The sequence below is a fragment of the Acinetobacter sp. NigerLNRRAM0016 genome (assembly GCF_054112845.1).
In genome coordinates, this window is record NZ_JBSYVT010000001.1 from 170,723 (window position 1) to 185,924 (window position 15,202).

The 15,202-nt window shown below is 45.0% G+C and carries 13 protein-coding genes and 3 tRNA genes; 7 read left to right on the top strand and 9 right to left on the bottom strand.

Features of this window, described 5'->3' with window-relative positions; translation table 11 throughout:
* Positions 1-28 precede the first annotated feature (28 nt).
* The 6 genes from ACWQ4X_RS00815 to ACWQ4X_RS00840 are packed head-to-tail and all read left to right on the top strand — an operon-like array spanning position 29 to position 6,218.
* Complete coding sequence (locus ACWQ4X_RS00815; RefSeq protein WP_457902381.1) at positions 29-2,869, top strand: monovalent cation/H+ antiporter subunit A; 2,841 nt, start codon at positions 29-31, stop codon at positions 2,867-2,869.
* Position 2,870: 1 nt separating this feature from the next.
* Complete coding sequence (locus tag ACWQ4X_RS00820; RefSeq protein ID WP_100240440.1) at positions 2,871-3,236, top strand: Na+/H+ antiporter subunit C; 366 nt, start codon at positions 2,871-2,873, stop codon at positions 3,234-3,236.
* On the top strand, positions 3,236-5,047 hold the full coding sequence (locus tag ACWQ4X_RS00825) for a monovalent cation/H+ antiporter subunit D (RefSeq protein WP_457902382.1): 1,812 nt from the start codon (positions 3,236-3,238) through the stop codon (positions 5,045-5,047). The genes ACWQ4X_RS00820 and ACWQ4X_RS00825 overlap by 1 nt, the downstream gene beginning before the upstream one ends.
* A 2-nt stretch (positions 5,048-5,049) precedes the next feature.
* Positions 5,050-5,571 (top strand): Na+/H+ antiporter subunit E, encoded by a 522-nt coding sequence (locus ACWQ4X_RS00830; protein ID WP_100240438.1) that lies wholly within the window; start codon positions 5,050-5,052, stop codon positions 5,569-5,571.
* Positions 5,568-5,843 (top strand): monovalent cation/H+ antiporter subunit F, encoded by a 276-nt coding sequence (locus ACWQ4X_RS00835; protein WP_100240437.1) that lies wholly within the window; start codon positions 5,568-5,570, stop codon positions 5,841-5,843. Before ACWQ4X_RS00830 ends, ACWQ4X_RS00835 begins: the two co-directional genes overlap by 4 nt.
* A 12-nt stretch (positions 5,844-5,855) precedes the next feature.
* Complete coding sequence (locus ACWQ4X_RS00840; RefSeq protein WP_100240436.1) at positions 5,856-6,218, top strand: Na+/H+ antiporter subunit G; 363 nt, start codon at positions 5,856-5,858, stop codon at positions 6,216-6,218.
* Between the two features lie 65 nt (positions 6,219-6,283).
* Here the strand turns inward: ACWQ4X_RS00840 and ACWQ4X_RS00845 are convergent, their stop codons facing one another.
* From ACWQ4X_RS00845 to tpiA, 9 genes are all read right to left on the bottom strand, one after another.
* The gene (locus ACWQ4X_RS00845; protein WP_457902383.1) at positions 6,284-6,691 is read right to left on the bottom strand and encodes a ribosome-binding factor A; all 408 of its coding nucleotides are present in this window, start codon (positions 6,689-6,691) and stop codon (positions 6,284-6,286) included.
* The gene (gene infB / locus ACWQ4X_RS00850; RefSeq protein ID WP_457902384.1) at positions 6,691-9,393 is read right to left on the bottom strand and encodes a translation initiation factor IF-2; all 2,703 of its coding nucleotides are present in this window, start codon (positions 9,391-9,393) and stop codon (positions 6,691-6,693) included. Before infB ends, ACWQ4X_RS00845 begins: the two co-directional genes overlap by 1 nt.
* Before the next feature lie 10 nt (positions 9,394-9,403).
* A complete protein-coding gene (gene nusA / locus ACWQ4X_RS00855) occupies positions 9,404-10,888 on the bottom strand; it encodes a transcription termination factor NusA (protein WP_100240433.1) in 1,485 nt (494 codons plus the stop codon).
* 35 nt (positions 10,889-10,923) lie between these two features.
* Positions 10,924-11,448 (bottom strand): ribosome maturation factor RimP, encoded by a 525-nt coding sequence (gene rimP / locus ACWQ4X_RS00860; RefSeq protein WP_142769655.1) that lies wholly within the window; start codon positions 11,446-11,448, stop codon positions 10,924-10,926.
* Between the two features lie 204 nt (positions 11,449-11,652).
* Positions 11,653-11,729 (bottom strand) — tRNA-Met (locus ACWQ4X_RS00865).
* Between the two features lie 92 nt (positions 11,730-11,821).
* Positions 11,822-11,898 (bottom strand) — tRNA-Met (locus ACWQ4X_RS00870).
* A gap of 44 nt (positions 11,899-11,942) precedes the next feature.
* Positions 11,943-12,027, bottom strand: a tRNA-Leu gene (locus ACWQ4X_RS00875).
* 53 nt (positions 12,028-12,080) lie between these two features.
* On the bottom strand, positions 12,081-12,410 hold the full coding sequence (gene secG, locus ACWQ4X_RS00880; protein ID WP_100242739.1) for a preprotein translocase subunit SecG: 330 nt from the start codon (positions 12,408-12,410) through the stop codon (positions 12,081-12,083).
* Between the two features lie 13 nt (positions 12,411-12,423).
* Positions 12,424-13,215, bottom strand: coding sequence for a triose-phosphate isomerase (gene tpiA / locus ACWQ4X_RS00885; protein ID WP_457902385.1), 792 nt, complete (start codon positions 13,213-13,215; stop codon positions 12,424-12,426).
* A 278-nt stretch (positions 13,216-13,493) separates the two neighbouring features.
* On the opposite strand from tpiA, the gene pilB reads away from it, so the two are divergent.
* Positions 13,494-15,200 (top strand): type IV-A pilus assembly ATPase PilB, encoded by a 1,707-nt coding sequence (gene pilB, locus ACWQ4X_RS00890; protein WP_457902386.1) that lies wholly within the window; start codon positions 13,494-13,496, stop codon positions 15,198-15,200.
* Positions 15,201-15,202 lie beyond the last annotated feature (2 nt).

A 15,202-nucleotide genomic window follows, 5' to 3' on the forward strand; every position in this document is an offset into this window, starting at 1 on the left:
CACCCTTAGGTTTCGACCTATCACGACAATGGATACAAGTGTGCTACCAATTATTATCTTGTTACCGTTAGTACTTGGCACAACCCTTGTCTCGTGGCTGAAGAAATTCTCTCGCGGGGTAACGGCTTTCGGGGCTATCGGAGTCAGTTTAAGTAGTTTAATTCTGTTACTGACTCAAGCAAAGCAGGTCTTTCATGGCGAAGTCATCCTTCAAAGCTGGTCATGGTTACCACAACTGGGGATTGATCTGAGTTTTCGACTCGACGCCTTAGGTCTACTCTTCTCTTTGCTGATTACCGGTATCGGTACCCTCATTTTTATTTATGCCTATTATTACCTGAGTCCCAAAAATTCATTAAGCAAACTGTATATGTTGCTGATGCTGTTTATGGCCGCGATGTTGGGCATCTCTCTTTCCAATAATTTAATTTTGCTGTTAATTTTTTGGGAACTCACCAGTATTTCTTCCTTCCTGCTCGTCGGCTACTGGAGCAACTATGACGTTGCACAGCGCGGCTCACGCATGGCTCTGACCATTACGGGCATGGGTGGCTTGGCAATGCTGGGGGGCTTTGTACTGCTGGGACAAATTACGGGCACCTATGAAATTGACCAGATTCTGACCATGTCAGAACAAATTCAAAGTCATGCGCTGTTTGTTCCGACCTTATTGCTGATTTTATTGGGTGCATTTACCAAAAGTGCGCAATTCCCGTTCCACTTCTGGCTACCGAATGCCATGGCGGCACCCACTCCGGTTTCCGCTTATCTGCATTCAGCCACCATGGTGAAAGCCGGGATTTTCCTGCTGGCACGCTTGCTCCCAATTTTTGCAGGGGCTGCGCTGTATCACAATATTGTGACCTTTGTTGGCTTGTTTACCCTGTGTATGGCGGCTTTCTTTGCCATTTTCAAAGAAGATCTCAAAGGTCTGTTGGCTTACTCCACCATCAGTCATCTCGGCTTAATCGTATGCCTGTTGGGTATCGGTTCACCGCTGGCGGTTGCTGCGGCCATTTTCCATATCATCAACCACGCCACCTTTAAGGCGGCGTTGTTTATGATTGCGGGGATCGTCGATCATGAAACAGGTACACGTGATTTACGCAAGCTGAGTGGGGTCTGGCAGTTGCTGCCATTCACCGCGACCTTGACTATGGTGACTGCCGCGGCTATGGCAGGTGTCCCGCTGACCAACGGCTTTTTGTCCAAAGAGATGTTCTTTACCGAATTGCTGGCAAACTTGAATGGTCCTGTGCTGATTTTGGCTGCAATCATTGCCACTTTTGCAGGGATCTTCGCAGTAGCCTATTCGGTACGCTTGGTGCACGGTGTGTTCTTTGATGGTCCACTGGGGGAACAAGTTCCCAATAAAGAAGGACACGAACCACCGATTGGCATGCGTGCCCCTGCCATTTTCTTGGCGATTTTATGTATTGTTGTGGGTATATTCCCAGCTCTGACAGTTGAACATATCGTCAATAGCACTGCACGTACCAGCACCCAACTGCATGATTTTTCAGGAACCCATTTAGCCATCTGGCATGGCTTTAACCTGCCTTTGGTGATGAGTCTAATTGCACTGGTCGGAGGGTTAAGTTTTTACTTCGCACTTGCCAAAAACCGTAAACTGCGCAGTATCGATTTAGATCCTGCTTTGGGTCCATTTCAAGGCAAGCTTCTCTTTGAATCTTTCCTGAAACATTTATTACTGACTTCACGCAAGATTAAACGCAAAACCGAAACAGGTTCCTTACAGACCTATCTGATCTGGATTGTGGCATTCAGTATTGTCATGGTTGCTGTACCTTTAATCGGTCAGGGTTTGACCACAGGTACACGCGAACTGACTCATGCCCCAATGCTGGCCATTGTGTTGTGGCTGCTGTTGTTCTCGGCTTGTTGGATGATGCTCTGGTTCCACCATGAACGCATTAAAGCCGTACTGATCAGTGGTGCGATCGGTCTCGTGGTCACTATGGTATTCGTGACCTTGTCAGCGCCTGATTTGGCATTGACCCAAATCACTGTCGATGTGGTAACAACCGTATTGCTGCTGATGAGCCTTTCGCTATTACCACAGCTCACCCCTTATGAATCTACGCAGGCACGTCGTTGGCGCGATGCCATTATTGCGATTGCGGGGGGTGTCGGGATTGGCTGGATCACTTGGCTAATACTAACCCGTGATCATAATTCGATTTCGTGGTTCTTCTTGCAACAGTCCATTCCGTTGGGTGGCGGCTCCAATGTGGTCAACGTGATTCTGGTCGATTTCCGTGGTTTCGATACCTTCGGGGAAATTACCGTATTGGGCATTGCCGGGATTGGGACCCTATGTTTGATGGATGGCATGCGTACGCATGGCACCACCATGACTCAGGGCTTAACCTATCGTTTCAACCCCTCCCCTTTAATGCTGCGTATCGCTTCGTCTTGGATTTTGCCTTTGGCACTGGTCATCAGCCTGTATATTTTCCTACGCGGACATAACTATCCAGGCGGTGGCTTCATTGCAGGCTTAATCACCTCCTTGGCGCTGATCATTCAGTATATTGCTTTAGGTCAGGACCAAGCCGAGCAAATGCTGAAAGCCAAATCTGGGCGTTTATATGAAATCTGGATTGGTACAGGCTTAACCATCGCTGGCTTAACTGCACTGGCGGCTTGGTATTGGGGACGTCCATTCCTGACCAGCGCACACATTTATGTGTCACCGCCAATTTTGGGTGAAATGCATTTGGCTTCTGCCGCAGCCTTTGATGTCGGGGTATATATCACAGTGGTTGGCGCAACCATGCTGATGATCTCGGTACTGGGCGACTCACGTCACTCCAGCATGTCTGGTCCATTACCAAAGGGGAAATAATATGATTAGTCTAGAATTTCTTATTGCCTCTGCGATTGGACTGTTAATTGCAACTGGCATTTATCTGATTCTACGAGCACGTACCTTTCCAGTCGTGCTCGGTTTAGCCATGATTGGTTATGCCGTCAATGTGTTCTTGTTTGCCATGGGTCGAGTACAGGTCGATGCACCAGCGGTATTAACCGAAGCGACTAAATCCACCGATCCATTACCGCAAGCACTGGTACTGACCGCAATTGTGATTGGTTTTGCCACCACCGCCTTTATTGTACAGCTAGCGTTACGCAGCCGTTATGAATCTGGGACAGACCACGTTGACTCCAAAGAAGAGATTAGTCTTGTCGACCCGCGTGAGGATGAGCCTTAATGCATAATTTCATCCAATTTTGGGCCGAACATACACCAATTTTTAGCATCATCATTCCTGCCTTCACAGGCTTCCTACTGGTTTTACTGGGCAATCCGGGTTCAGGTTCGCTTGCCTATGACTGGCGTCAGCCATGGCGACGTGGTATCAGTCTTATTTCGTCCTTACTGGGACTTGCGACTGCGGTAAGCTATTTAATCATTGCCAGTCAAGGTCAAATCAGCAGTTATAACCTGAGCGAGTGGACGGCACCTTTCGGTATCGTTTTGGTCTTGGATCAGCTTTCTGCCTTAATGCTGGTCTTAACCTACGCTCTTGCCGTACCTGTGTTGTGGTTTGCCAGCCGGGAATGGGACGAACGTGGTCGCTATTTCCATGCCATGTTCCATTTCTTACTGATGGGACTCTGTGGTGCTTTCTTAACAGGCGACTTGTTTAACCTGTTCGTTTTCTTCGAAATCCTGTTGATGGCTTCTTATGTCTTGCTCTTACACGGACAAGGCAAAGCACGTTTCCAGTTGGGTATTCATTACGTCACCATCAACCTGTTGGCTTCTGCCCTGTTCCTGATCGGTCTGGGCATGATTTATGGCAGTGTTGGTAGCTTGAATATGGCAGATGTCGCACGACTCATCCCAAGTCTACAACCTGATCAGCACAAGCTCGCAGTTGCAGGTGGTTTGCTGCTGTTCGTGGTGTTTGGCATTAAAGCCGCCATGCTCCCTGTCGGTTTCTGGCTACCCAAGACCTATGCGGTTGCCACCACACCTGTTGCCGCCATCTTTACCATCATGACCAAAGTCGGAATTTATGCGATTTTGCGGGTCAACGGGACGGTGTTTGATGATGAATTGAGCCAATCCATTTTACAGAACTGGTTATTACCGATTGGTTTGATCACTTCACTGTATGGTGTAATTGGTGCCATTGGTGCGGAACGCTTACGTCGCTTTGTCGGATTTATGGTGTTGTCTTCGATTGGCACCCTGCTGATTGCCATCTCAATGACGAATACGCAGGCATGGTCAGCTACACTGTATTATCTGGTACACAGTACCCTGATTGCAGCCGCATTTTATCTGCTCTGTGGCTGGATTACCTCACAACGTGGGGTCTATAAAGACCATCTGAAAATTGCACCGCAAATGAAGCAGCATCATGTGCTTTCGCTCTGCTATTTCCTGATTGCCTTGATGATGGCTGGTTTACCACCCTTCAGCGGCTACTTGGGCAAGGTTTTCATTCTACAAGCGACGGCTAACGAACCTTATCAAGGGCTCATTATTGCAGTTATTCTGATTGTCAGCCTGTTAAGCATTATTGCCTTTACCCGTGTCGGTTTTATCCTGTTCTGGCGTGCTAGCAAACCTGAAGAATTGACCCATACCGAAGCAGATTATATCGCTTATCAAGCCACACCAGAGCAAGCTCCGGCACGCAATGATGCGGCAATTTACATGCTGTTGGCGGGTTTAATGGTGTATATGGTTGCGGCTGGACCGATCCAGCAATACACCCAGAATGCGGCATTACAGATTCAAAATAATGCTTTGTACGAAGCTAAGATTTTGAAAAAGGATGAACTCAATCAAGTGATCAGTGTGCAGCCTTTCGATCCTGAAAACTTACCTGAAACCAAATATGGTGGTGAAACACTCGATCCAAATGCACATTTAATTCCGTATGCCATCAGTGAAGACACCTTGTCGGGTGAACATATTTCACCGTACAAATTACGTCAAATTCAAGAACAGCAGACCCAAGAAATGTTGATTCCTGATGATGCTCAACTCAAACCAGTGGAGCCATAACGATGCAAAAAACAAATTTTCTTAGTCGATGGCTGCCACATCCTTTTGTTTCGGTTTTGGTTGCCATCACTTGGATTATGCTGGCGCATAGCTTAGATGCCGCCACCTTGGTCATGGCGGCTTTGCTGGCAATAATTATTCCTCGTCTGGTACAACCGTTTATTCAGCAAACCCCAAACATCAACTGGACAGCCGCGATTAAACTGTTTTTTGTGGTGCTGTGGGATATCATCATTTCCAACATTCGTATTGCAAAATTAGTGTTGGGGCCGATGGATCGCTTGCATCCCAAATGGTATCGCGTGCCTTTGGAAACCCAGCACGATGAAGTGAATAGCTTGCTGGCAATGATCATCACTACCACGCCTGGTACCGTTTCTGCGGGAATTGACCAAGACCGTGGTGATATCTTGGTACATGCCTTAAGCACGGATGATGCGGAGATTGATATTCAAGACATTAAGAACCGCTACGAAAAGCCTCTACTGGAAATCTTCCACGTCAACTCAGGAGATGCCACATGACCATTTTGCCTTATGCTTTAGGGATTTGCATGGTGGCGATTACGCTGTCGATGTTGATGTGTCTGGGTCGCCTGATTATTGGACCTTCAATTGTCGATCGTCTCTTGGCTTTGGATACTTTGTTCCTGAATGCGACCTGCCTGATTGTGGTGTTGGGCATTTACTGGAGCACCACTTCACTGTTTGAAGGGGCGCTACTGGTCGCCATGCTCGGCTTTGTTTCAACCGTGGCTTTGGCGCGCTACTTCACCTCTGGCCATGTCATCGATTAAGGAGAACCTTTAATGCAATTACTCATGGAAATTCTGGTTTCTATTTTCTTGCTGATCGGTGCATTCTTCATGCTGGTTGGAGGCATTGGTATGGTGCGTTTACCCGATTTGTTTATGCGACTGCATGCACCGACCAAATCCAGTACTTTAGGCTTAGGTAGCTTCCTGATTGCCGCCATGATTTACTCAGCATTTCAAGGACGTATCGGCTTTGCCGAAATTCTACTGACCTTGCTCGCCTTCATCACCGCACCTGTCTCCGCCAACCTCATGGCACAAGCCGCATTACATTTACGCTTGCGCTCCATGAGTGGTGATGTACCTGAAGCTTTAAATCGACCATTGCCTTGGCAGCGCCAACGCCGTCGTGACTAAATCCTAGACATAAAAAAAGCCACCCGAAGGTGGCTTTTTTATTTCACTCAATATTTTAATTGAGCTTATTCATCATCTTGTTGCTTTGCTTCAGCAGCAGGTAAATCCTTCACTGCTTCAGCAATCAGACCAAACATATAGTTACCATAGGCATTGGTCTTGTCATAATGGAAACGCAAGCGTGGCGTAATACGTGTCTTAATACGACGACTGAGTTCATGGCGCAAGAAACCAGATGCCTTGTTCAAGACATCCAACGTTTCTTTATTTGCCGCGGCACTTTGCTCATCGCCAAGTTCACGTCCCATCACAGTGACATAGACTTCTGCATAGCCTAAATCTGGGCTGACCTTCACCGCAGAGATGGTCACAAGACCACCTAAGCGTGGATCTTTCAGCTCTTGGCGGATTAAATCAGACAACTCGCGTTGAACTGTATCTGCCATTCGCTTCAGACGCTGACTACCCGCCATTAAAGACTCCGTTTAATCAGTTGAACATCATAGACTTCGATCTTATCTTTGACTTTGATGTCTTTATAACCTTTCACCGCAAGACCACATTCCATGCCCGCACGAACTTCTTCAACCACATCTTTATAACGACGAAGAGATTCAAGCTCACCTTGGAAGACCACCACGTCATCACGTAATACGCGAATCGGTTTATTACGGTGTAAGTGACCTTCAAGAACCATACAGCCTGCTGCTGCACCAAACTTACTTGAGTGGAACACTTCACGAACTTCAGCCACACCCAGAATCGTTTCACGATGTTCTGGCGCAAGCTTACCGCTCATCGCATCTTTCACATCGTCAATCAATTGGTAAATAACTGAGTAGTAACGAATGTCGATACCATCTGCATCCGCTTTTTGACGCGCAGTGTTATCCGCACGAACGTTAAAGCCAAGCAATACCGCTTCTGAAGATTCAGCTAATGTTACGTCAGATTCAGTGATCGCACCCACGCCTGAACCAATAATACGAACTTTAACTTCATCCGTCGCAAGTTCAGCAAGGGCTACGTGCAATGCTTCCAAAGTACCACGTACGTCAGTTTTCAATACCACGTTGACAATCGGCACATCTTTCTTGCCCATTGACGCCATGATGTTTTCTAGACGCATTGCGCTTTGACGCTCAAGACGTTTTTGACGTTCACGATCCATACGTGCATCGGCAACTTCACGCGCTTTCTTCTCATCGCTCACAACAAGAACTTCGTCACCGGCCATTGGCGCTTCTGGAAGACCCAGAATTTCCACTGGAATCGATGGACCTGCTGACTTAATACGTTGACCATTTTCATCAGTCATCGCACGAACGCGACCATAAGATGAACCTGCAAGGACAAGATCACCTACTTTCAAAGTACCGTTTTGTACCAAGATAGAGGTTACTGCACCACGGCTGGTGTCTACACGCGCTTCAATGACCACACCTTGTGCTGCACCTTCTTCAGATGCTTTCAACTCTAACATTTCTGCTTGGATTGAAATCAGGTCAAGAAGTTCATCGATACCCATACCAGAATGCGCAGATACCATTGCAACTGGAACATCACCGCCCCATTGCTCTGGTACGATTTCTTTAGTGGTCAATTCATTCAATACACGATCTGGATCAGCAGATTCTTTATCCATCTTGTTGATTGCAACAATGATTGGCGTACCCGCTGCACGTGCATGATCAATTGCTTCTGCAGTTTGTGGCATTACACCATCATCTGCCGCAACAACCAATACGACGATATCCGTTGCTTTCGCACCACGTGAACGCATTGCAGTAAATGCCGCATGTCCAGGTGTGTCAAGGAAAGTAATGATACCCTTGTCCGTTGTCACATGGTAAGCACCGATGTGCTGAGTAATACCACCTGCTTCACCCGCAGCCACTTTCGAGCGACGAATACGGTCAAGTAGTGAGGTTTTACCATGGTCAACGTGACCCATAATCGTAACAACTGGCGCACGCGTCGATTGAACACCACGCGCTTCTTCAGCGGCTTCAAATAGGTTGTCTTCTGCTTGAGTTTCAGAAACTAAAACTGGGTTATGACCCATTTCTTCAACCACAAGTGCAGCAATTTCTTGATCAATCGCTTGGTTTTGTGTAACCAATTCACCCATTTTCATGAGTGATTTAATGACTTCACGTACTTTAACTGCCATTTTTGCAGCCAAGTCCGCCACCACAATCGTGGTACCAATTTCTACATCATAAACCTGTTTTTTAACAGGTTTTTCGAAACCGTGTTTGTTCGCTTGGCTAGACTTCAAACCGCGCTTATGAGAGTTATCACGGAATGATTGCTCTTCACCACGACGACCACCTTTCTTCGATGAACGTGTATTCGTCGTGCTTGTACCACGCTTAATTTCACGGTCTTCTTTCGCGAAAGAATCTTCGTAGGCTTGACCAACGAGACCTGCTGCAAGCGGAGAGTCATCAATCACACGAATTGTCGGTGCTGCATCGTCAGAAGAATATTTTGAAGCCATCTGACGCATCTGTTCAAGCGTACGTTGTTGTGCTTCTTCAGCTGCTTTACGACGCGCTGCTTCTTCAGTTGCTTTAAGCTGTGCTGCTTGAGCCTCACGCGCTTTTTTCTGCTCAGGCGTCTCAATTACTTTAACTTGAGCTTTTACAATCGGCTTATTGGTTGATTTACGCTTCACCACAACCGCAGCTTTCGCTGTTTCTTGCTTTGTGGTTTCTTGCTTCGCAGCAGCACGCATCGCTTCTAAGTTTGCAGCCGCTTTGTTTACTGGAGCTTCAGCTTTAGTCTCAACTTTCGCTTTAGAATCAACAGCTGTACGTGTTTGTTGTTCAGCTTGTGCTTTTGCCAAAGCTTCTGCTTTGATTTGTTCAGGATCTGGCTTAGTAAATGTATGTTTCTTGCGAACTTCTACATTAATCGTTTTAGCCTTACCTGAGGTACTTGCCACTTTGGCAGTACCTGTCGTTTTACGTTTCAACGTGATTTGTCCTGCTTGCCCTACGTCCTGACCATGAACTTTCTTCAAATGTTTAACGAGGGTATCTTGTTGTTCAGTGGAAATAATGTCGTCAGCTTTACGTTGCGGTAAACCTGCATCGCGAACCTGCTCTAGGAGCTTGTCTACAGGACGTCCTACGCTGAGTGCTAACTCTTGAATCGACTTGTCCGTCATATATTACCTCCTAGTTAAACCATGATTCGCGCGCTTTCATAATCAATTGACCCGCTTGTTCAGCCCCTAAACCTTCAATATCAGAGATATCGTCAGTTGCTTGGTCTGCCAAGTCATCAACTGTCACTACTCCGCGTGCAGCCAATGCATACGCGATTTCTTGTGTCATTCCTTCCATTGCAAGAAGTTCAGCACTTGGATCTTGGATATTTTCTTGCTGTTGTAATGCATCTGCCAATGCAACTTCTTTCGCACGGCTTTGCAGTAATTCAACAGTTTCAGCATCTAATTCGATTTCATCAAAGGTTTCAGCTGGTACATAAGCAATCTCTTCTAAAGAAGTGAAGCCCATCTCAACCAAAGCCATTGCCAAATCTTCTTCAATATCTAAACGTGTAACAAACAAGTCTAGGTATTGTTGAGCTTCGTTTTGCTGACGTGCATGATACTCTTCTTCAAGCATCATGTTCAGTTTGTAGCCTGTTAATTCAGACGCCAAACGTACGTTTTGACCTTGTGAACCAATGGCACGCGCCAATTGATCGCTGGTCGCGAAAATGATGTCCGCAGTACGTTCTTCTTCGTCAATCACGATACCCGAAACATCTGCTGGTTCTAATGCGCTTGCGATGTACTGTGCAGGATCATCAGACCAAACCACCACATCAATACGCTCACCATTCAACTCTTGCTGTACCGCTTGAATACGCGTACCACGCATACCAATACATGCACCTACAGGATCAATACGGTGGTCATTGGTTTTCACTGCAATTTTAGCACGAACACCAGGTTGACGAGCTGCTGCTTTAATCTCGATGATTTCTTCAGAAATTTCAGGAATTTCTTTTTTCATCAATGCCATCAGCATTTCAGGGCGAGCACGTGACAATAACAATTGTGCACCACGACCTTCGCGATTCACGTTAAACAAAATCGCGTTGACGCGTTGTTTTGGACGTAAAATCTCTTTTGCGATCATTTCTTCACGCGCAAGATACGCTTCAGCATTATCACCGAGATCAATAATAAAACCGTCTTTGGTTTGCTTTTTCACTTCACCGTAAATTAGCTCACCAACTTTAGATTCATAAGCATCAGCAACCAAAGCACGCTCAGCTTCACGAATCTTTTGTACAATCACTTGTTTCGCAATTTGCGCAGCAATACGACCGAAATCAATCGATTCCACTTCCAATTCACGGATGTCGCCAATTGACCATTTCGCAGGATCAACATCAGAAATCGCATCTTGGCATGCAGGCATTTCATGATCTTCATCTGCAACCACTTCCCATTGACGGAAAGTACGATAGTCACCCGTTTTACGATCAATCTCTACACGTAAGCGTGCTTCTTCAGAATGCGTGCCTTCATAAAATTTCTTTTTCGTCGCTGCAACGAGAGCTTGTTCAAGCGCTTCGAAAATTGCTTCGCGACCTACACCTTTTTCGTTACTAACCGTTTCAACGACGGTAAGGATTTCGCGTGCCATAAGTCACCTATTTGTTCAGATTCTTATAAATTGAATTAATCTTGATAGACCAGATTTGCTTTGTCGATATTGTTACTATCAATTTCAAGCACCTGTTGCTTTTCCACTTCAACCTGAATCACTTCATTTTCCAGATCTACGGCAACCAATTTGGCTTGAAACTTACGACGATTTTCTACAGCACTGATCAGACGTAATGCGACTTGTTGACCAATATATGCAGGCATCTGCTCCAATTGGAAAAATGGACGATCCCAACCTGGAGATGACACTTCTAGCGCATACTCCCCTGAAATTGGATCATGTACATCAAGCATAGCACCCACTTGTTGAGTGACACGCACACAGTCTTGAACGCCAATACCACGGCCGAGCTCTTCCTCACCGTCTTCATTGATAATTGGTTCTACATTTTCATCAATAGCTTTGTCAATATAGATACGCAATAACGAACGTTTGCCTTGTGGGATAAATTCAATCCCCCAAAGATCTACATTACAAGCTTGCACTGCAGGAGCGATTAAATCTTGGAGTGCTTGGGTTTTATTTGATAACTTCATTTACTCTCGTCATTTTTGTGCGATTCAATGGCCATGTTGACCGATGAAACAGACCTACTATAGTGAAGCATGACTATTTGACCAATTGATGTCGACACTACACGATAGCCAATAAAAAAGGGCGCAATCGCCCCCATTATTACACAGAAAATCAATGTCCACTGTGCAAAAAGGCCCACCTTATTGTGAGCCTCTTTAGAAACTTGGTAGCGGGAGCTGGATTTGAACCAACGACCTTCGGGTTATGAGCCCGACGAGCTACCAGACTGCTCCATCCCGCATTAACGTTGCAAAATTATATACAAAATTTAAAAAATCTTCAAGGAAAATCTTTTTCCATTTTGCTTTAATTAAGTTGCATCTTAATTAAAATTGGTAGCGGGAGCTGGATTTGAACCAACGACCTTCGGGTTATGAGCCCGACGAGCTACCAGACTGCTCCATCCCGCATCAACATATTCACTGCATACACCAAACTATCTGGTTTTATAGTTTGGTGCGGAAGGGGGGACTTGAACCCCCACGCCCGAAAGCACTACCACCTCAAGGTAGCGTGTCTACCAATTCCACCACCACCGCAGCTGTGACGCATTCTATGCGTAACAACGTAAAAAAGAAAGCCCTATTTCAGCTTATTCGCCAGTTTTTGGTGCAGTTGGTGAAGTTTCACCCGAATTAGTTGTCGCAGGTGCAGTCGTTTGTACGGATTTCAAACTATAGGCTTCGGTGGTTTGCTGTTTGGCAAATACCGCCAAGGTCAAACTAGTAATAAAGAACAAAGCCGTCAAAATTGCAGTTAAACGCGTTAAGAAGTTTCCAGAACCCGAAGCTCCAAATACGGTTGCAGCGCCGCCGCCACCGAAAGAGGCACCCGCATCAGCGCCCTTACCATGCTGTACAAGAATCAAGCCGATCATCAATACAGCAAGAATAATATGCACCACCAGCACAAAAGTATGCATGATGAACTCCTCGTTATTTCTTCAGCGCAAACGCCTGAGCAATCTGATAAAAAGATGCAGCATTCAGCGATGCTCCACCCACCAAGGCGCCATTAATATCTGGACAGGCTGCCAACTCTACTGCATTTTCTGGCTTAACACTACCACCATACAAGATTGGCATGCTGGCACCGAATGCTGTCAACTGTTTTAAACCTTCACGGATTTTGGCATGCATAGTTTGCGCATCTTCTGGTGAGGCAGTTTTACCTGTACCAATTGCCCAAATTGGTTCATAAGCAATGACAATCTGTTGCCATTGTTCAGCGCTTACACTGCTGGCGATATCACAAATTTGTTGTAATACCACTTGTTCTGCCTGACCACTTTCACGCTGCTGCAAACTTTCACCCACGCAATAAATTACCGTGAGTCCTTCCGCGAGCGCATGTTTCACTTTTTCAATGATCACCTGAGGGTCATCACCAAAGAACTCACGACGTTCAGAGTGACCAATTAACACATACTCAATGGCACTATCTTTTAATAAAGATGCACTCACCTCACCTGTATAAGCACCCGTGCCCGACATACGAGATACATCTTGTGCAACAACATGCACAGGACGACTCGCCTGTTTAAATTCATCCTGTACCCAACTCAAGGCAATTGAAATCGGCGCAACCGCTAAATGGCATTGTGCTGGAGAAATTTCATTCTTATTCAATAATTCTTTAAATTCATTTATAAGTTGTTTGGCATTGGCCTGCATTGGATTCATTTTCCAATTACCCACAACCCAAGGCATGATCGTCGAATCCGACATACTTAACCCATTCACAAAACAATTGATTTAAACGGCGACATTCTACACGGAATTGCTGAGCGAGAAGATAATTTTCTTGACGGTTTGGTATGATCTTTACTTTTTTATATTTTTTTCAGTCAGTCACATCGAAAAAATGACAGTTTCATTAGACTGGTTCATGCTTTTCATCAATACTTAGCCCAACACAACATTTTCAGATATGGTATTTTTATACAACAAAAGTATAATTTTACGATACCAATTATAAACAATTTAATTGAAGTAGGCATTTGCGAATGACAGCACTACAAAGTTCTCCACGATTTACAGGTTTTATTCGCCGCTTGGTCGAAGATGGGCTAGTTTCTACTGAAAACATGCATATTGCAGTCACCAATGCTAAGAAAGCCAACCAAGATATTGTTCCTTATCTGATTGAGAACTCGAAGCTTAATCCACTCGTGATTGCCGAAAAAATTTCTGAAGAATTTGGCGAGCCTTTATTTGATCTTTCAACTTACGATTCTTCACATATTTTAAAAGATATCGTTGAAGATAAACTGATTACTAAATTCAGAATACTACCCATTTTCAAACGTGGACATCTTTTATTTGTGGCAACCAGCAATCCCACAAATATTGAAGCTATGGATGCGATTCGTTTCAACAGTAAACTCAACATTGAAGTCATTATTGTTGAACATGACAAATTAGAAAAAATCATTGAACAAAATTATGCAGAAGACAGCACCTTCGAATTTGATGATGACTTGGAACTACACGTGCATGAGGAAAATACCGATCAAGAAGATAATGATGACGGACCTCAAGAAGATGAAGCTCCGATTGTTAAATATATCAATAAATTATTAATTGATGCGATTCGTATGGGTGCATCCGACTTACACTTTGAACCCTATGAAAAAGTCTATCGTGTTCGTTACCGCGTAGATGGCGTCTTACGTCAAATTGCAACTCCCCCATTACAGTTAGCCAATCGCCTTGCCTCACGTTTAAAAGTTATGTCGCAAATGGACATCGCTGAAAAACGGATTCCGCAAGATGGTCGTATCAAACTTAAAATTTCAAAAAGCAAAGCCATTGATTTCCGTGTCAACTCTCTCCCGACTCTATTCGGTGAAAAAATTGTATTGCGTATTCTAGATCCGTCTAGTGCAATGCTGGGGATTGATGCCCTAGGTTATGAACCTGAACAAAAAGCCTTATTTATGGAGGCACTGGAAAAACCGCAAGGGATGCTGCTCATTACAGGTCCTACAGGTTCAGGTAAAACCGTCTCGCTCTATACTGGCCTGAATATTCTTAATAAAGAAGATACCAATATTTCCACCGCGGAAGATCCAGTTGAAATTAACTTAGAGGGCATCAATCAGGTCAACGTGAATAATAAAGTTGGTCTCACCTTTTCCGCGGCATTAAAATCCTTCTTACGCCAAGATCCAGACATTGTCATGGTCGGTGAGATTCGAGACTTGGAAACTGCAGAAATTGCGATTAAAGCCGCACAAACAGGTCATATGGTGATGTCAACCCTACATACCAACAGTGCGCCAGAGACACTCACACGTTTAAGAAACATGGGCGTCCCTTCCTTTAACATTGCAACCTCTGTAAACTTGGTAATTGCACAACGTCTGGCTCGACGACTCTGTTCACAATGTAAAACACCTGTTGAAATACCTCAAAATAGCCTGTTAGAAATGGGCTTTACTGAACAGGATATACAACATCCTGACTTTAAGATTTTTCAACCTGTCGGATGTTCTGAATGTCGAGAAGGTTATAAAGGACGTGTCGGAATATATGAAGTAATGAAAGTTACACCTGAGATATCCAAGATTATTATGGAAGATGGTAATGCAATTGAAATTGCAGAAGCATCGGCAAAATCGGGGTTTAATAATCTACGTATTTCAGGCTTAAAGAAGGTCATGCAAGGGGTAACTTCTCTTCAAGAAGTCAATCGTGTGACCAGCGAATAAAG

What these genes read in the sequence shown, in the direction of transcription:
- ACWQ4X_RS00815 (WP_457902381.1), top strand. Translation starts at nt 29, where the DNA reads ATGGATACAAGTGTGCTACCAATTATTATCTTGTTACCGTTAGTACTT.
- ACWQ4X_RS00820 (WP_100240440.1), top strand. Translation starts at nt 2,871, where the DNA reads ATGATTAGTCTAGAATTTCTTATTGCCTCTGCGATTGGACTGTTAATT.
- ACWQ4X_RS00825 (WP_457902382.1), top strand. Translation starts at nt 3,236, where the DNA reads ATGCATAATTTCATCCAATTTTGGGCCGAACATACACCAATTTTTAGC.
- ACWQ4X_RS00830 (WP_100240438.1), top strand. Translation starts at nt 5,050, where the DNA reads ATGCAAAAAACAAATTTTCTTAGTCGATGGCTGCCACATCCTTTTGTT.
- ACWQ4X_RS00835 (WP_100240437.1), top strand. Translation starts at nt 5,568, where the DNA reads ATGACCATTTTGCCTTATGCTTTAGGGATTTGCATGGTGGCGATTACG.
- ACWQ4X_RS00840 (WP_100240436.1), top strand. Translation starts at nt 5,856, where the DNA reads ATGCAATTACTCATGGAAATTCTGGTTTCTATTTTCTTGCTGATCGGT.
- ACWQ4X_RS00845 (WP_457902383.1), bottom strand. Translation starts at nt 6,691, where the DNA reads ATGGCGGGTAGTCAGCGTCTGAAGCGAATGGCAGATACAGTTCAACGC.
- infB (WP_457902384.1), bottom strand. Translation starts at nt 9,393, where the DNA reads ATGACGGACAAGTCGATTCAAGAGTTAGCACTCAGCGTAGGACGTCCT.
- nusA (WP_100240433.1), bottom strand. Translation starts at nt 10,888, where the DNA reads ATGGCACGCGAAATCCTTACCGTCGTTGAAACGGTTAGTAACGAAAAA.
- rimP (WP_142769655.1), bottom strand. Translation starts at nt 11,448, where the DNA reads ATGAAGTTATCAAATAAAACCCAAGCACTCCAAGATTTAATCGCTCCT.
- secG (WP_100242739.1), bottom strand. Translation starts at nt 12,410, where the DNA reads ATGCATACTTTTGTGCTGGTGGTGCATATTATTCTTGCTGTATTGATG.
- tpiA (WP_457902385.1), bottom strand. Translation starts at nt 13,215, where the DNA reads ATGTCGGATTCGACGATCATGCCTTGGGTTGTGGGTAATTGGAAAATG.
- pilB (WP_457902386.1), top strand. Translation starts at nt 13,494, where the DNA reads ATGACAGCACTACAAAGTTCTCCACGATTTACAGGTTTTATTCGCCGC.